This window comes from Teredinibacter waterburyi, assembly GCF_001922985.1.
Taxonomy (GTDB): domain Bacteria; phylum Pseudomonadota; class Gammaproteobacteria; order Pseudomonadales; family Cellvibrionaceae; genus Teredinibacter; species Teredinibacter waterburyi.
The window spans coordinates 76,378-91,286 of record NZ_MRUH01000164.1 but is presented as its reverse complement, the minus strand read 5'-3'; the positions used below and the strand labels follow the sequence as shown (position 1 = coordinate 91,286).

General features: G+C 49.8%; 14 protein-coding genes. 10 read left to right on the top strand and 4 right to left on the bottom strand.

Annotation, left to right across the window (positions count from 1 at the left end; all coding sequences use genetic code 11):
* Nucleotides 1-89 precede the first annotated feature (89 nt).
* From IDZ20_RS11865 to IDZ20_RS11830, 8 genes are all read left to right on the top strand, one after another.
* Nucleotides 90-1,226, top strand: coding sequence for a protein-glutamate methylesterase/protein-glutamine glutaminase (locus IDZ20_RS11865; protein WP_188151640.1), 1,137 nt, complete (start codon nt 90-92; stop codon nt 1,224-1,226).
* A 12-nt stretch (nt 1,227-1,238) separates the two neighbouring features.
* Nucleotides 1,239-1,979, top strand: a complete 741-nt coding sequence (locus IDZ20_RS11860; RefSeq protein WP_188151639.1) for a flagellar motor protein — start codon at nt 1,239-1,241, stop codon at nt 1,977-1,979.
* A gap of 17 nt (nt 1,980-1,996) precedes the next feature.
* A complete protein-coding gene (locus IDZ20_RS11855; RefSeq protein WP_188151638.1) occupies nt 1,997-2,929 on the top strand; it encodes an OmpA family protein in 933 nt (310 codons plus the stop codon).
* A gap of 36 nt (nt 2,930-2,965) precedes the next feature.
* Nucleotides 2,966-3,769 carry a ParA family protein gene (locus IDZ20_RS11850; RefSeq protein ID WP_188151637.1) on the top strand — a complete coding sequence of 268 codons (804 nt, stop codon included), beginning with the start codon at nt 2,966-2,968 and terminating at the stop codon, nt 3,767-3,769.
* A complete protein-coding gene (locus tag IDZ20_RS11845; RefSeq protein WP_245792288.1) occupies nt 3,762-4,919 on the top strand; it encodes a chemotaxis protein CheW in 1,158 nt (385 codons plus the stop codon). Before IDZ20_RS11850 ends, IDZ20_RS11845 begins: the two co-directional genes overlap by 8 nt.
* Before the next feature lie 168 nt (nt 4,920-5,087).
* Nucleotides 5,088-5,573, top strand: coding sequence for a chemotaxis protein CheW (locus IDZ20_RS11840; protein WP_188151636.1), 486 nt, complete (start codon nt 5,088-5,090; stop codon nt 5,571-5,573).
* A 101-nt stretch (nt 5,574-5,674) separates the two neighbouring features.
* Complete coding sequence (locus IDZ20_RS11835; protein WP_188151635.1) at nt 5,675-6,220, top strand: DUF2802 domain-containing protein; 546 nt, start codon at nt 5,675-5,677, stop codon at nt 6,218-6,220.
* The gene (locus IDZ20_RS11830) at nt 6,220-6,981 is read left to right on the top strand and encodes a hypothetical protein (RefSeq protein WP_188151634.1); all 762 of its coding nucleotides are present in this window, start codon (nt 6,220-6,222) and stop codon (nt 6,979-6,981) included. The genes IDZ20_RS11835 and IDZ20_RS11830 overlap by 1 nt, the downstream gene beginning before the upstream one ends.
* Here the strand turns inward: IDZ20_RS11830 and IDZ20_RS11825 are convergent.
* From IDZ20_RS11825 to IDZ20_RS11810, 4 genes are all read right to left on the bottom strand, one after another.
* On the bottom strand, nt 6,962-7,726 hold the full coding sequence (locus IDZ20_RS11825; protein WP_188151633.1) for a YciK family oxidoreductase: 765 nt from the start codon (nt 7,724-7,726) through the stop codon (nt 6,962-6,964). The genes IDZ20_RS11830 and IDZ20_RS11825 overlap by 20 nt on opposite strands.
* Nucleotides 7,727-7,818: 92 nt before the next feature.
* Nucleotides 7,819-8,481, bottom strand: a complete 663-nt coding sequence (locus tag IDZ20_RS11820; RefSeq protein WP_188151632.1) for an HAD family hydrolase — start codon at nt 8,479-8,481, stop codon at nt 7,819-7,821.
* 15 nt (nt 8,482-8,496) lie between these two features.
* On the bottom strand, nt 8,497-9,246 hold the full coding sequence (ubiG, locus tag IDZ20_RS11815) for a bifunctional 2-polyprenyl-6-hydroxyphenol methylase/3-demethylubiquinol 3-O-methyltransferase UbiG (RefSeq protein ID WP_188151631.1): 750 nt from the start codon (nt 9,244-9,246) through the stop codon (nt 8,497-8,499).
* A gap of 121 nt (nt 9,247-9,367) precedes the next feature.
* Nucleotides 9,368-10,729, bottom strand: coding sequence for a TRZ/ATZ family hydrolase (locus IDZ20_RS11810; RefSeq protein ID WP_188151630.1), 1,362 nt, complete (start codon nt 10,727-10,729; stop codon nt 9,368-9,370).
* Between the two features lie 303 nt (nt 10,730-11,032).
* Here IDZ20_RS11810 and gyrA point away from each other — a divergent pair, with 303 nt between their 5' ends.
* Nucleotides 11,033-13,720, top strand: a complete 2,688-nt coding sequence (gyrA, locus tag IDZ20_RS11805; protein ID WP_188151629.1) for a DNA gyrase subunit A — start codon at nt 11,033-11,035, stop codon at nt 13,718-13,720.
* Nucleotides 13,721-13,757: 37 nt separating this feature from the next.
* Nucleotides 13,758-14,897 (top strand): prephenate dehydratase, encoded by a 1,140-nt coding sequence (pheA, locus tag IDZ20_RS11800; RefSeq protein ID WP_188151628.1) that lies wholly within the window; start codon nt 13,758-13,760, stop codon nt 14,895-14,897.
* Nucleotides 14,898-14,909: the final 12 nt, after the last annotated feature.

Sequence of the window (14,909 nt, the reverse complement as noted above, 5' to 3'; positions counted from 1 at the left end):
ACTTAAGTGACGGTCAATAAATTGGGAAGATATTAATAATCACGAATAATTATTTAGCTAGCTTAATTAGCAATTAAAGAGGATGTTAAGTGCCCTATAAGGTTTTAGTCGTTGATGATTCTAGTTTCTTTCAGCATCGCCTGAAAGAAATCATCAATGAACATCCAGATTTGGAGGTTGTTGGCATTGCCGCTAACGGCCAAGAAGCTATCGATTTAGCGGCGAGCCTGAATCCCGACGTGATCACTATGGATTATGAAATGCCGCGCATGGATGGTGTTTCGGCCGTGCGTGTGATTATGGCATCCAAACCAGTACCCATTGTGATGTTCTCTTCGATGACTTATGAAGGGGCGACAATTACCCTCGATGCTTTGGATGCTGGTGCAGTCGATTTTATCCCTAAAAACTTCGCTGAAGTTTCTCGCAATTCTCAAGCGTTGAAGTCTAAGTTGCACGATACGCTTATTGGTTTTGCGAGTTCGGCCAACCCCGAAGCGGCAAAGCGCAAGACTGATGAGCTGGCTGCTGTTGCCGCAACAAAATCTCAAAAAGCCAAAGAGGTTACCGCGGCACTGCGCCAGCGTCTCGCCGCAAAAACTCAGGCTTCGCAATCGACTCCTACATCTGGAGCGGTTTCAACGTCGCCAAAGAAGCTAAAAGGGTCGGTCAAAATTGTTGTTATCGGTGCTTCTACAGGCGGCCCTGTTGCTTTGTCAGAAATTATAGCCGCATTGCCCAGCGATTTTCATTTCCCCGTGATTGTCATTCAGCATATGCCTGAGAACTTTACCCGAGCATTTGCCGAACGTCTTAATCGTCAGTGCAAAATTTCGGTAAAAGAGGCAGAAACTGGCGATAAGCTAATTGCCGGTAGGGTATTAATCGCGCCCGGTGGAAAGCAGCTTATGTTTGACCGCGCCGGTTCCAGTGTAAAAATATTGGATGGTGATGATAGGGTTAACTATAAGCCTTGTGTGGACGTTACCTTTGCCTCAGCTGCAGCGTCTTTTGGCGGTAAGGTTCTTGGTATTGTTCTTACTGGTATGGGTGCCGATGGTTGCGAGGGTGCACGCTTACTAAAGCAAAAAGGTTCTTTTATATGGAGCCAAAACCAAGAAACCTGTGTGGTTTATGGTATGCCGGCTGCAGTAGCTCGCGCGGGTTTAAGCGATGAAGTTATGGCTGTAAAAGACGTTGCCCCGCGTCTCCTCAGCGACCTCTAGCGGAACGCGGCGATGGATATCTTAAGTGTTGTCGGCGTTATTCTTGGCTTTACAGCTTTGCTCGGTGGCAACTTACTTGAAGGCGGTAGTTGGGCGGCTTTGGCAAATGGCCCCGCTGCGCTAATTGTTTTTGGTGGCACCATTGGTGCCGCCATTTTGCAAACCCCTATGCGTGGATTACGACGCGCACTATCGTTATTTAAATGGATTTTTTTACCGCCGAGGCAACAATTTAAACAGGGGATTGGCCGTGTTGTGAGTTGGGCTCATTCTGCGCGCCGCGATGGTTTGTTGGGTTTGGAAAATATTGCGGATAAAGAGAAGGACAAGTTCTCGAAAAAAGGATTACAGCTTCTGGTTGACGGAAGTGAGCCGGAAGTCATTAGACATGTTATGGAAACAGATTTGATCGTCGCGGAACAGCGCGATCACGACGCTGTGCAGTTTTATGAAAGCATGGGTGGCTATGCGCCCACCATAGGTATTATTGGCGCGGTTATGGGGCTTATCCATGTGATGCGACATTTGGCTGACCCAGCAGAGCTCGGTCCCGGTATTGCGATTGCATTTGTTGCCACAATTTACGGTGTTGCCTTCGCCAATTTATTTTTGCTGCCGGTAGCGAATAAATTAAAGGCGTGTATTCGTGAGCAATCACAGTTTCGCGAGTTGCTTATCGAGGGAATAATTGCCATTGCGGACGGTGAAAACCCTAAAGCTATTGAGATGAAACTCAGTGGTTACCTCCATTAATAAGGAGGCATTGTTACGTGATTCGTCGAACTCCCATTGAAACCAAGATTAACCACGAACGCTGGTTAGTGTCTTACTCCGATTTTATCACCTTGCTGTTTGGCTTTTTCGTGGTGATGTACTCGGTATCTCAGGTCAACGAAAATAAATACCGAGTGCTTTCCGATACGCTTAGCAAAGCGTTTGATCACAATGCCACCTCGACAGCAGTCGCTCAGCCGCCAGATCAACTTGCAAAGTTAGATGATGTTGCCAGTCAGCTGATGTCGGCTTTGGACACGCTTGTTTCCGATCAAAGTGTTGCGGTGTTTGGCAATGAAAGCTGGGTAGAAATCGAGGTTGATTCTAACCTATTGTTTGCTTCGGGCAGCGCAGAACCAAACCCTCAGGCAAAAACCATTTTTGCGGAAGTGGCTGATATTCTTGGCCCTTATGAAAATGCCGTAGCGGTGAGCGGGCATACCGATGATGTCCCCTTACGGCAAAATGCACGCTTTCATAATAATTGGGAATTGTCGGCGGCTCGCGCAGCCGCCGTTGTTGATATTCTTGCGTTGAATGGTGTCGCCCCGAAACGTTTGTCTGCGGTTGGCTTTGGTGAATTTCAACCAGTTGCCGACAATACCAGCGACGAAGGGCGGGCTAAAAATCGTCGTGTCGTTTTGCGCGTTGCGCGCGAGCGAGCTGAAGTTCCACGGGCCGCTGCCGATAAGATAATTTCAGAGAGCGGTGTTGTGGCGAATAGCGGCGAAGATACCAATCTCGACAATATTGTTAGTAATGGTATTAATGACGCGCGTAATCAAGATGGTAACGATGGTGTGCCCGGAGACGCTGGCGATGAAGCGCCTTCGCGCGAGCTGCCGGATGGGCGGGTTAAGCCAGTAAAACTTCCCAGCGGTGGCTTGTTGTTTTCTAGCGACCCCGATCTACCTCGCAATAACAATTGATGACTAGTGCTTCCCGCAAGAAATAGGGTGTAACAGGTGCAGATTTGGACAGTAGCAAATCAAAAGGGTGGGGTTGGTAAAACCACCACTAGCGTTGCGCTCGGCGGCTTAGCTGCCGCTGCAGGCAAGCGTGTGCTATTACTCGACCTAGACCCCCACGGCTCGCTAACTGTCTATTTCCGACAAAATCCGGACACCCTCACCGAAAGTAGTTTTACCCTGTTTGATCAGCGCGAGCGTATTAATCACAATATGGTCGAAAAACTGATCTTACCAACGCCCTTTAGTAACATCTCTGTATTACCGGCGTCCACGCCATTGGCCACGCTCGAGCGCCGCGCGGTCGGCGATGGTATGGGGTTGGTTATCCGTCGCGCTTTAGCGGCGGTGTCTGACGACTATGATTTGGCAATTATCGACTGTCCGCCACAGTTGGGCGTGTTAATGATTAACGCCATTGCAGCCTGTACGCAATTGGTGATCCCTGTGCAGACAGAGTTCTTGGCCATTAAGGGGCTCGAGCGAATATTACACACCCTGCAGATGATGACTAAATCGCGTAAACAGCAGGTTTCGTATCACATAGTGGCGACGATTTACGATCGCCGTACACAGGCATCTGTGTCGAGTTTACGTACCATTCGTAATGACTTTGGAGTACCGGTGTGGGCGGGCAAAATCCCAATCGACACCCGCTTGCGTGATGCCAGTAAGGCCGGTGTGCCGCCCAATTTGTTTGACGCTAATTCACGTGCTGTCGCAGCTTACCATTCGCTCTATAACCACTTAATGGGAAGTGAAAGCGAGCTTAAGATGGCGGCGGGAGGTGCGAGTGGATAAGCCGTTTAATCCCGATCACGAGATTCTTGACTACTTTGATAGCCTTTTTGCTGAACAACCGGCTAAGCAAATTGATTCTGGTGAACAGCTAGCCGCTCAAACGTCGGCTGGTGGCGCGGTGGCGCCTGAAGAGCCAATTGCTGACCTTTCCGCCGCGCTGCCATCGAATACCATTGTGCCTGCAAGGCTAACAGTGCCTACCGTGCAGAGCGTAAGTCCATCCAACACCCTGTCGCACGCGATGATACAGGCTCGCTCAGCCTCTAGTTCGACGGCCCCTAGTTCGATTACTCGAGGCGAGTCTAGCGCTGTTGCGGCTCTGCGCCGCCAGTCCGTAACGCATATCCAACCCCACGATCGACAAGCTGCTCTCGCCGAGCTAGAGGCCGTTAAGCGCGAACAGCTACAAGCGCTACTTAGCCAGAATTTGCCCAAGGTTGTGGCTAAGCGGAGCGCGCCAAAGACGACCGAGCGGCCTAAGCCGATCACAGCTCCTCCCATCGAAGCGTCTCCGATAGTTACATCCCCAGAGCGGGATATTGCAAGCGTACCCGTGGTGATTAACCCAGTGGAGGATAGTGCTGCCGATACGGCTGTGGATGGTCACATCAACAATGACCTCAATAGCCCCACCGAAGATGAGACCGCGGTAAAGTCGGGGGTAAATGCCATTTTAGCCTGGGAGCCAAACGGGCGACCGGTATGGGCTCAGCAGCGATTTGATGTGTTGCTGTTTGATGTTTCCGGTTTAACCTTGGCGGTGCCTTTGGTTGCGCTGGGCCAGATTCAACAGATAAACGAATCTTTAACGCCAATCTTTGGTCAGTCTGAATGGTTTATGGGGCTGCTAAAGACAGCAAATGGGCCGATTAAAACACTCAACACAGCGTTGTTTGTTATGCCAGAAAAGTACGACCAGACATTTTTGGACACCGCCAAATACGTGGTAACCATCGATGGCTTACCTTGGGGGCTTGCTGTAAATAGCGTCAATCAACCCGTTACGCTCGAGCCCTCCGATGTAGTGTGGCGCTCTCAACGAACCAAGCGACCTTGGCTAGCGGGTACGGTTAAATCCGCGATGTGCGCCTTGGTTGATATCCCCCAGATGGCGGCAATACTCTCCTCATCGGAAAAGAAATCTCGGTGACGCGGACTATTTTGCCGTCGCGACTGGCATAGATGCTGCAATTAACTATATTAATAGGTAATTCCGGCAAAATGCGGCTGAATTTTGACACTGATAACCCTGCAATGCGCCAAAACACCACTCAGCAGCTGTGCTGGTGACGTATTACCGACTTGAGGATTTATATTCATGGCAGCAAACCTTGCGAACAACAAATCCGGGCAAGACCCCGTATTGCAATGGGTCACGTTTAAGCTGGCGGGTGAAACCTACGGTGTAAATGTGATGCAGGTGCAAGAGGTATTGCGTTATACCGAGATTGCGCCAGTGCCCGGCGCGCCGAGTTATGTCTTAGGCATAATAAATCTGCGCGGTAATGTGGTAACGGTAATCGATACTCGTGAACGTTTTGGCTTGCCGCCGGGAGAAGTTACCGACAATACCCGTGTGGTGATTATTGAAGCGGATAAACATGTCATCGGCATTTTGGTAGACAGTGTTGCCGAAGTTGTCTATTTGCGTCAGTCAGAGATTGAAACTGCGCCGAATGTCGGCAATGAAGAAAGCGCGAAATTTATTCAGGGCGTATGCCACAAAAACAATGAACTGCTTATTTTAATCGAGCTTGATAAATTACTTACCGACGACGAGTGGGCCGAAATCGAAGGCGCATAATGGCCTTTTGGCTTTTGTAAACAGCGCCGTAACGAATCGTGTCTAACGCATAGAGGTTTGCCTTAACAATTAAGGTAGTACCTTCATATAGAGGTTTTACTATGACGTTTTTTAACGAATTGTTATCTACCTACGCTGGGCCAATTGCAGCAACGGCATTTGTATTGGCGCTATTTGCAATAACTTATGTGCAGTTGGGCTTACGTCGATCGGCACAGTTGCAAACCGATATGCAGCAGCAATTACAGCAGCAAATTAGCGAACATATCAAGCAACTTCAGCTAGTCAGCTCTGGTTCCTTAGGTATGGGGCAGCGCATGATGGTTTTAGAAAATAAGATGCGCTGTTTAAAGACGCAGCAGGATGATATTCGTCAGAATGATCTGGAGTTTTCTTACGCTCAGGCTCAAAAATTATTGGAGCAGGGGGTAGACGAAGCAACAGTCGTTACCAATAGTGGTTTATCCGCATCTGAAATTGCTTTGATGAAATTACTGCAACAGCAACAAGCCCGATCCAATTCTGTACAGTCCGGCGTAAAGTCGGCCAGCACACAGTCCTATCTAGGGCAAGCTAACAGTAGCGTTAACACGATCACGTCCAAACCCGCAGCGCCAGTTAAAACCGGCTATTTTGCCGAAGCGTAATGTCACTACATCGCTTGATTAACCTAATGACATGCCGCTGTGTGTATCTCGCGTGTGGCTATCTAATTTTTATTATTACCTTTACTACTGGTTGCAGCGTTTCCTCTCAGGTTACCTACAACGACTTGGAGGGTGAAATTTCCGAGGCGTTTTTTCACGATATTAGACGCAATAAAACCCGCAAAGATTGGGTGGTGTCGCAGTTAGGTGAACCGCTCGATATGATCGTCGGCCCTAATGAACAGCAGCTATACACCTACGAGCTAGTAAAATCTGAAGCACAACATACAAGTCTATTGGCGGTGCTTAAGTACAAAGGTGAGCAGTTAGAGCGAGAATATTTTCATGTGTTGTTCGCGGAAGATCTCGTCAAAAAGCACTGGCGAGATAGGCATCAAGAAGTCGACGCCGAGCGTTACTTTAAAATGCCTAAACGTGGCAGGAAGGCGAATGTAAGTTATTTCGGAACGGCGACGAGTGAAAGTTCGACCCGCGCAGTCTCGCAAGACACCCTGGAAAAATCATCTGATACGCTGCCGGCAGAGATCAAAAGCTCGGTTAATGTCGAGCCCATCGCAACACCAATAAAATACTACCCAGTGCCGGTTGTTGATGCGGTAGCCTTGGACCCGTTAGAAAGTAGTCCTACAGCTACCGACACGACGCCTCTGAACTCCTCGTCAGCCGATGAAGAGCAAAGGGATCCAGAGTCGCTTGATGGCGAAACGCCTACAACTAATCTCAACTCTTCTGAGCATTAAATTGCTGGCCACTTATGCCAATGCTATCGGCATTCATCAAAAATAAATATTGATTCATTATCGACTCGGGCGTGGCAACCGTTGCGGGATCTTCCGCTGGGCAAACGCTAGCGCGCATACGTGTACGCACTGGACCTGGGTTAATCGAATTGGTTCGAACATTACTGGTGCCGTCGAGTTCGTCTGCGAGCACTTGCATTAAGTTTTCAAGTGCACCTTTCGAGGCTGAATAAGCTCCCCAATAGGCCTTGCCCTTAGTGCTCACCGAAGATCCCGTAAAAACGATACTGCCATTGTCGGATTCTTGCAGCATAGGCAGTAGTGTTTTCGTCAGGATAAAAGGCGCGGTAACGTTAACTTGCATTAGCTTATGCCAATAGCTAAGCGAATAGTTGACCAGTGGTGTACAGGGGCCTAATTCGGCGGCGTTGTGAAGCAAGCCGTCGAGTTGATTAAACTCTGTTGCCAAAACATTTTTAATTTCGATGTAGTCCTGCTCTGCAGCTCCCTCAAAATTAAACGGCACAATCGCTGGTTTGGCATAGCCGGCGGCTTCGATAGCATCGTAAACCTGTTCGAGTTTTGATTGAGTTCGCCCCATCAAAATAACGGTTGCTCCGGCTTCGGCGTAGGCGAGCGAAGCGGCACGGCCGACGCCGTCACCAGCGCCAGTAACTAATATAATTTTGCCTGCGAGCGAGTTGGCTGGTGCTTGATAATTATAAAAAGTGTCTGCGTCTATCATAAAAAAATCGTTGTTTAAAAGTAAGGGTTAGAAAATGAATAGATCTAACGGAATCGTCTATTCGGATATTACTTACAGCTACGGCTGGTTATTTACAAGTACTGTTGTAGCACTGGCCAAATTTCGTTGGCGTGATTAACGGTATGGGTTGCATTCCAACTTTTATGGGAATTATGTTCGGGAATGTAACCGTAGCCGACCGCGATGGTGGGGACGCCTGCGTTTATTCCGCAAAGAATATCGCGCTCGTGATCGCCGACATAAACTACCTCAGACACATCCACCTTTGCGTGACTGCAGGCAAGTAGTAACGCCTCCGCCGCCGGTTTACGCTCGACTACATGCTCTGGGCAAATCGTCGCTAGGGGCGGGCTGGCAAATTCGAAATAGGTCATCAGCGGCTCGGTGTAGGTTACTGGCTTATTGGTGACGATTCCCCAGCCGATATTATTGTTGGTCAATTCTTGAATGAGTTCGTAGATACCTTTAAAGGGCTCCGTTGCGCTGGCGATATCGTCTAAATAAAAATTGAGTAACTTCTCTCTCAGTCTGTTCCAGTCGTTATCATCAGGTGTTACATCAAAACCAAGTTTTAATAGGGCGTTCGCACCGTCGGATACAACACCGCGAATATCGCTAAGGGGGAGCGGTCGCTTGCCTTCCGCTACGAGTAGTTTGTTTAATGCATTGCCAAGATCGCCAGCGGTATCGAGCAGCGTGCCATCTAGGTCAAAAAAAACTGCGCGTAAACTCATCGTATACTAAGCCTGTTATAGAATTTTTTTGGCGTGAACCAAGTAGTTCACATCTACATCGTCGGGATTGAGACGATATTTTTTGGTCATTAGGTTGTAGGTTATACCGGTCATGTCTTGTAGTTCTAAATTGGCTTGGCGTAGCCATTTCGCTAATTCCGATGGGCGAATAAACTTGGCGTACTCGTGCGTACCCTTGGGTAGCAGGCGCAGGACGTATTCCGCGCCTAAAATCGCCATGCCGTAGGCTTTAGGGTTGCGGTTAATCGTAGAAAAAAAGATGTCGCCGCCGGGCTTTACTAATTGTGCACAGGCCGCGATGGTGCTGCTGGGGTCTGGCACGTGTTCGAGCATTTCTAGACAAGTGACTACGTCGTAGTGATTGGGGTGTTGGCTTGCGTGTTCTTCGGCGGTGGTTTGCTGGTAGTTTACCTGTACGCCAGATTCGAGCGCGTGAAGCTGGGCGACCTCCAAGGGGGCTGCGCCCATATCAATCCCGGTAACTATGGCGCCGCGCTGGTATAGCGCTTCGCACAGAATACCGCCGCCGCAACCGACATCGACAACAGTTTTTTCAGCGATGGTCGCGCGCGCATCAATATAGTTGGCACGCAGTGGGTTAATGTCGTGGAGTGGTTTGAACTCGCCTTCTAAGTCCCACCAGCGACTCGCCATACGTTCAAACTTGGCGATTTCGGAATCATCTACATTGGCGCGCAAACCTGCGCTACCGGTTCCGCTAGCTGTATCGAATGTTGCGCTCATGGTTTGCCTCTTGTCTCAAAAATGAACTAAATACTATGCGATTCGTGTTTAGTGCTCTTTGACCTCGGTAGCTGAGGCCTAAGCCTGCACTCATAAATAGGTGCAACAGCCGTAGTTGGAGCTAGTGCGTGCCGCGAATACGTCGCTGCCAGCTAGTCGCGGTGACGCGCAATTCGGAGCTGTCGATACGGGTGAGTTGGCGGTTCTTTACCAGCTGCTGACCCGCAACCCAAACATTTCGTACTCGATGTGCGCTCTGAGTGTACACCAGTTGGCTGACAATATTATGTAAGGGTTGGCTGCTGATATCTGTCAAGTCGACCGAAATAAGATCGGCGGCTTTGCCTGCTTCAAGCGATCCGATTACATCGCCCAGCCCCATCGCCTTGGCACCACTGATGGTGGCCATCTCGAGTGCCGTAAACGCGTTGATGGCGGCGGCGTCGTTGGCTGTTAGCTTCCCCAGAAGTGCGGCAGCTTGAAGCTCGGCAAACAGGTTCAGCTCGTTGTTGCTGGCGGCACCGTCGGTGCCGAGCGCTACGTTGATACCCGCATCGAGCAACTTCTGGGTAGGGCAAGCGCCGCTGGCAAGCTTCATATTCGATTGCGGGCAGTGAATCACCTGCGCGCCACTAGCGACGAGCAATTCAATATCGGTGTCGACGACTTGGGTCATGTGTACACATTGCGTAAGTGGGCTTAATAGGCCCAGCTCAGCGAGTGTGTCAATGGGGCGGCAACCGTGTTGCGCGATATGCCGTTCAACTTCCCTAGCGGTCTCCTGTAGGTGAATCTGTACCGAGGCCTGTAGCTCTTCCGCGTAGGTCGCAATACGCTGCAGCATAGGTTTGCTGACCGAGTAGGGGGCGTGGGGGCCAAAGCCAACATTAATCAGTGCGTCTGAGCGGTAGTCATCCCAAACTTGTAAGCCTTTGTGTAGGTAGCTGTCTTCATCCTGCGCCCACGGCGTTTCAAATTGCAGGATTGGGAAGTAGAGCTGCGCCCGCATTCCCGCTTTACGCGCTTCAGCAGCGACGCTGCCCGGATAAAAATACATATCGGCGAAACAGGTGGTGCCGCTCAATAACATTTCTGCCATTGCCAGGCGGCTGCCGTCACCGACAAACTCTTCACTCAGGTGGCGGGCCTCTAATGGCCAGATGGTCTTCTCAAGCCAGTGCTGCAGTGGCTGGTCGTCGCCAACCCCCCGCATAAGGGTCATGGCGGCATGTCCGTGACAGTTGATAAGGCCTGGCATTATGAGTTGGCCGTCTAGGGCGAGCCGTTCTTTTGGGCTGTAGCGCAAGGCGACTTCGGCCCTGGGCAGTATCGCTTCGATCAGGCCATCATTAATAATAAGGCTGCAGTCACTGAGGATACGCTCACGATTGCCGCTGGGTTGCTGGTTGAGCGGAATAATCCAACTCGGATCGAGGCAGAGATCGACAGGCTTGGGAGACGTACTAGAAACGGATTTGCTCATAAACTGTTCGTGTTGACGAAAAAGTGGGCGAAATCGGTGTTTTGCTGTCTTGCCGGTGACCCGCACGACACGCAAACCGACAATTGGGGTGACGATTATACCCGTAAATCACTATTAAATGGTGGCGTCCCAGTGTGCTTATCATCTTGATTTTGTGGTACTATTCGGCGCTTTTACAGAGCACTTTTCAGAATAATCGCTGGGTCGGTGTTATTGATGGCAGGCTTTAGCCTTGTCGCCGGTCTTTGTAACCAGAACAGTCAACAACAATAAGGTCATTCCCGCCTAGCGGGTGAAAATTTCATGGGCGAAATCGCAAAAGAAATCTATCCTGTCTCAATTGAAGACGAACTGAAACAATCCTACCTTGACTACGCCATGAGCGTAATCGTTGGCCGAGCACTTCCCGATGTTCGCGACGGTTTGAAACCGGTGCATCGACGCGTGCTGTTCGCCATGAGCGAACTCAACAACGATTGGAATAAGGCGTATAAAAAGTCGGCCCGTGTGGTCGGGGATGTTATTGGTAAATACCATCCCCACGGCGATTCAGCTGTATACGACACCATTGTTCGTATGGCTCAGCCGTTTTCATTACGCTATATGCTAGTCGATGGTCAGGGTAACTTCGGTTCGATCGATGGCGACAGCGCCGCTGCCATGCGATATACCGAAATCCGCATGAAAAAGATCGCTCACGATCTGCTTGCCGACCTCGATAAAGAAACCGTAGATTTTGTTCCTAACTACGATGGTCAGGAAATGATCCCGGCGGTGATGCCAACGCGAATCCCCAACTTATTGGTTAACGGTTCGTCGGGTATTGCCGTAGGCATGGCTACCAATATTCCTCCGCATAATTTGCGCGAAGTAGTTCAGGGTTGTATCGCGATGATCGATACCCCCGAGATCACGCTCGATGAACTTATCGAAATTATCCCTGGTCCAGACTTCCCCACCGGCGCCATTATTAATGGTCGTGCGGGCATACTTTCGGCTTATCGCACAGGCCGAGGCCGTATTTATGTACGCGCCAAAGCAGAAGTTATCGTCGATGAGAAAACCCGCCGCGAAACGATCATCGTTCACGAAATTCCGTATCAGGTAAACAAAGCGCGTTTAATCGAAAAAATCGCTGAGCTGGTAAAAGAAAAGAAAATTGAAGGCATTTCTGAAATTCGCGATGAGTCGGATAAAGACGGCCTGCGAGTTGTTATTGAAATTAAACGCGGTGAAATGGGCGAGGTCGTACTCAACAACCTTTACGCGCAAACCCAACTACAAAATGTATTTGGTATTAACATCGTCGCCTTGGTAGACGATCAACCACGCTTACTCAATCTCTATCAGCTGATCGAATACTTTATTAAGCACCGTCGCGAAGTTGTTACACGTCGTACCGTTTACTTGTTACGCAAAGCGCGCGAGCGCGGCCATGTATTGGAAGGTTTGGCGGTTGCCATTTCCAATATCGATGAAGTTATTTCCTTAATTAAGGCCTCATCTACGCCTGCGGATGCGCGCGATGCTCTGCTCGCCCGTGGTTGGGGAGTTAGTGTTATCGGTCAATTTTTGGAACGCGCCGGCGCAGACGCCTGCCGTCCAGATGAATTGGGTAAAGAGTTTGGCATTCGTGAAAACGGCGAGTACTACTTATCGCCAGCTCAGGTTCAGGCCATTTTAGAATTGCGCTTGCACCGTTTAACCGGCATGGAGCACGACAAGCTACTCGCGGAATATGAAGAGAAGCTAATTCTAATCGCCGAGTACCTAGAAATATTAGGTAACCCCGAGCGTTTGATGGCCGTTATTCGCGAAGAGCTCGAAGCCGTACTCGCCGAGTATGGCGATGATCGCCGCACTGAGATACAAGCGTCACAGCACGACCTTACAGTAGAAGATCTGATTACCGAAGAAGACCGTGTAGTTACCATCTCTCACGGCGGTTACGCCAAGAGCCAGCCGCTAGATGCCTATCAGGCACAGCGTCGTGGCGGTATGGGTAAAGCGGCCACCTCGGTTAAAGATGAAGATTTTGTTGAGCATATTATTATCGCCAACACCCACGCCTACCTGTTGTGTTTTACCAGCGCCGGTAAGGTCTACTGGTTGAAGGTTTATAGAATTCCTGTCGCGGGCCGTCAATCGCGCGGTCGCCCAATGGTTAACTTGTTACCTTTGGACGAAGGCGAACGCATTACGTCTATCCTGCCGGTTAAAGAATTCGATGACGATCATTATATCGTCATGGCAACAGCAAATGGCACGGTCAAGAAAACTCCCTTGTCTCAGTTTGCGCGCCCACGCTCTGTTGGTTTGCGTGCGGTAGATTTGGTTGAGGATGACCACTTGGTGGGAACGGCAATTACCGATGGCAGCAAAGATATTATGCTGTTCTGCTCAACCGGCAAGGCCGCTCGCTTTGCCGAGTCGTCAGTTCGCTCTATGGGCCGTAACTCTCGCGGTGTGCGTGGCATTAAAATGCCAGAAGGGCACGTCGTAATCGCGATGTTGATCCCCGCCGAAAACGGCAAGGTTTTGACTGTTAGCGAAAATGGTTATGGCAAACGTACAGAAGTTGTGGACTTCCCTAGCAAGGGCCGCGGTTCGCAAGGTGTAATTGCTATGGCTGTATCCGAGCGTAATGGTCGTTTGGTCGGTGCCGTGCAATTGTTTGACGGTGACGAAATTATGATGATTTCCGATCAGGGGACTCTAGTGCGTACACGCAGTGAAGAGATCTCTATTTTGAGTCGGAACACTCAAGGTGTGCGTCTGATTAAAGTTAAAGAGTCGGAGCACATTGTTGGTGTTGAACGAATCGTTGAGCAGGTTGACCCTGAGCTAGAAGCGACCGTTGCGGTTGGCGCATCTGATAGCAGCACTTCTGATACAGATGGGGCGGGGAATGTTGCGGCACCGAATGACGGCAGCGACGGCGACGATTCTTCTAGCGATGGCTCAGACGAACAGGGCAGTGACGACGCGTAAGCGTCGACCAATTTAATGTATTTACTCAGGTGAGAAAGTGAGTCAAGACACTCCGAAAAATACCAGCGAGTCTGGTGCTGGTGCAGACGAACAGCAACAGCTGTTGGTACTGCGCGATAAAATTGATTCTATCGACGAGCAAATCGGTGCATTGATCAGTGCCCGAGCGACCTGTGCGCAAGAAGTTGCCGAGATAAAAAAACATCACTCCGGTGATGTGGCGCCAATGTTTTATCGTCCCGAACGCGAAGCGCAAGTCTTGCGTAAAGCTATGGAGCGCAACCAAGGCCCCTTGCCAAACGAAGAGTACGCACGCCTATTTCGTGAAATTATGTCGGCGTGCCTCGCTCTCGAAAACCCCGTAAGAGTCGCGTATTTAGGCCCTGAAGGCACCTATACCCAGCAGGCGGCGCTGAAACATTTCGGTAAGTCGGCCAACGTTGTTTCCCTGGCCGCGATCGATGAGGTTTTTCGTGAGGTTGCCTCCGGAGCTTGTCACTATGGCGTTGTGCCAGTAGAAAACTCTACGGAAGGTGTGGTTACCCATACACTCGATAATTTCTTGGCGAGTAACGTTAATATTTGTGGTGAAGTGGTGTTGCGTATCCACCATCATTTTTTAGTGTCTGATATTACCAAAATTAAAAATATTACCCGTGTGTATTCTCATGCGCAGTCGTTAGCGCAGTGTCGCAAGTGGTTAGATCGCAACTTTCCAAATGCAGAACGGGTAGCCGTTAGCAGTAATTCCGAAGCGGCCAAGCGTGTAAAAGGCGAGTGGAATGCGGCGGCGATTGCCGGTGAAATGGCTTGCGATCTATACGAACTAAATAGCTACGCGCAAAATATTGAAGACCAGCCAGATAACTCTACTCGCTTTTTGATTATAGGTTCGCAAGCGGTAGGCGTGAGTGGTGATGATAAAACATCACTGGTTGCCGCAACACGTAACGAGCCCGGCGCTCTACATCAGCTGCTAGAGCCGTTTCATCAGCACGGTATTGATTTAACGCGAGTAGAAACTCGACCGTCACCAACCGGTGCATGGAACTACGTGTTTTTTATTGATTTTAATGGTCATCAACACGATCCCATTGTTAGTGACGCGCTTGCTGAAGTATCAAAACGTGTATCCGATTTGAAAATCTTGGGCTCTTATCCCAAGGGTGTTTTGTAGAGTCGGAAGCTG

Excerpts from the sequence above, each read along its gene's own strand:
- IDZ20_RS11860 (WP_188151639.1), top strand. The coding sequence starts at position 1,239 with ATGGATATCTTAAGTGTTGTCGGCGTTATTCTTGGCTTTACAGCTTTG.
- IDZ20_RS11840 (WP_188151636.1), top strand. The coding sequence starts at position 5,088 with ATGGCAGCAAACCTTGCGAACAACAAATCCGGGCAAGACCCCGTATTG.
- IDZ20_RS11835 (WP_188151635.1), top strand. The coding sequence starts at position 5,675 with ATGACGTTTTTTAACGAATTGTTATCTACCTACGCTGGGCCAATTGCA.
- IDZ20_RS11830 (WP_188151634.1), top strand. The coding sequence starts at position 6,220 with ATGTCACTACATCGCTTGATTAACCTAATGACATGCCGCTGTGTGTAT.
- IDZ20_RS11825 (WP_188151633.1), bottom strand. The coding sequence starts at position 7,726 with ATGATAGACGCAGACACTTTTTATAATTATCAAGCACCAGCCAACTCG.
- IDZ20_RS11820 (WP_188151632.1), bottom strand. The coding sequence starts at position 8,481 with ATGAGTTTACGCGCAGTTTTTTTTGACCTAGATGGCACGCTGCTCGAT.
- ubiG (WP_188151631.1), bottom strand. The coding sequence starts at position 9,246 with ATGAGCGCAACATTCGATACAGCTAGCGGAACCGGTAGCGCAGGTTTG.
- IDZ20_RS11810 (WP_188151630.1), bottom strand. The coding sequence starts at position 10,729 with ATGAGCAAATCCGTTTCTAGTACGTCTCCCAAGCCTGTCGATCTCTGC.
- gyrA (WP_188151629.1), top strand. The coding sequence starts at position 11,033 with ATGGGCGAAATCGCAAAAGAAATCTATCCTGTCTCAATTGAAGACGAA.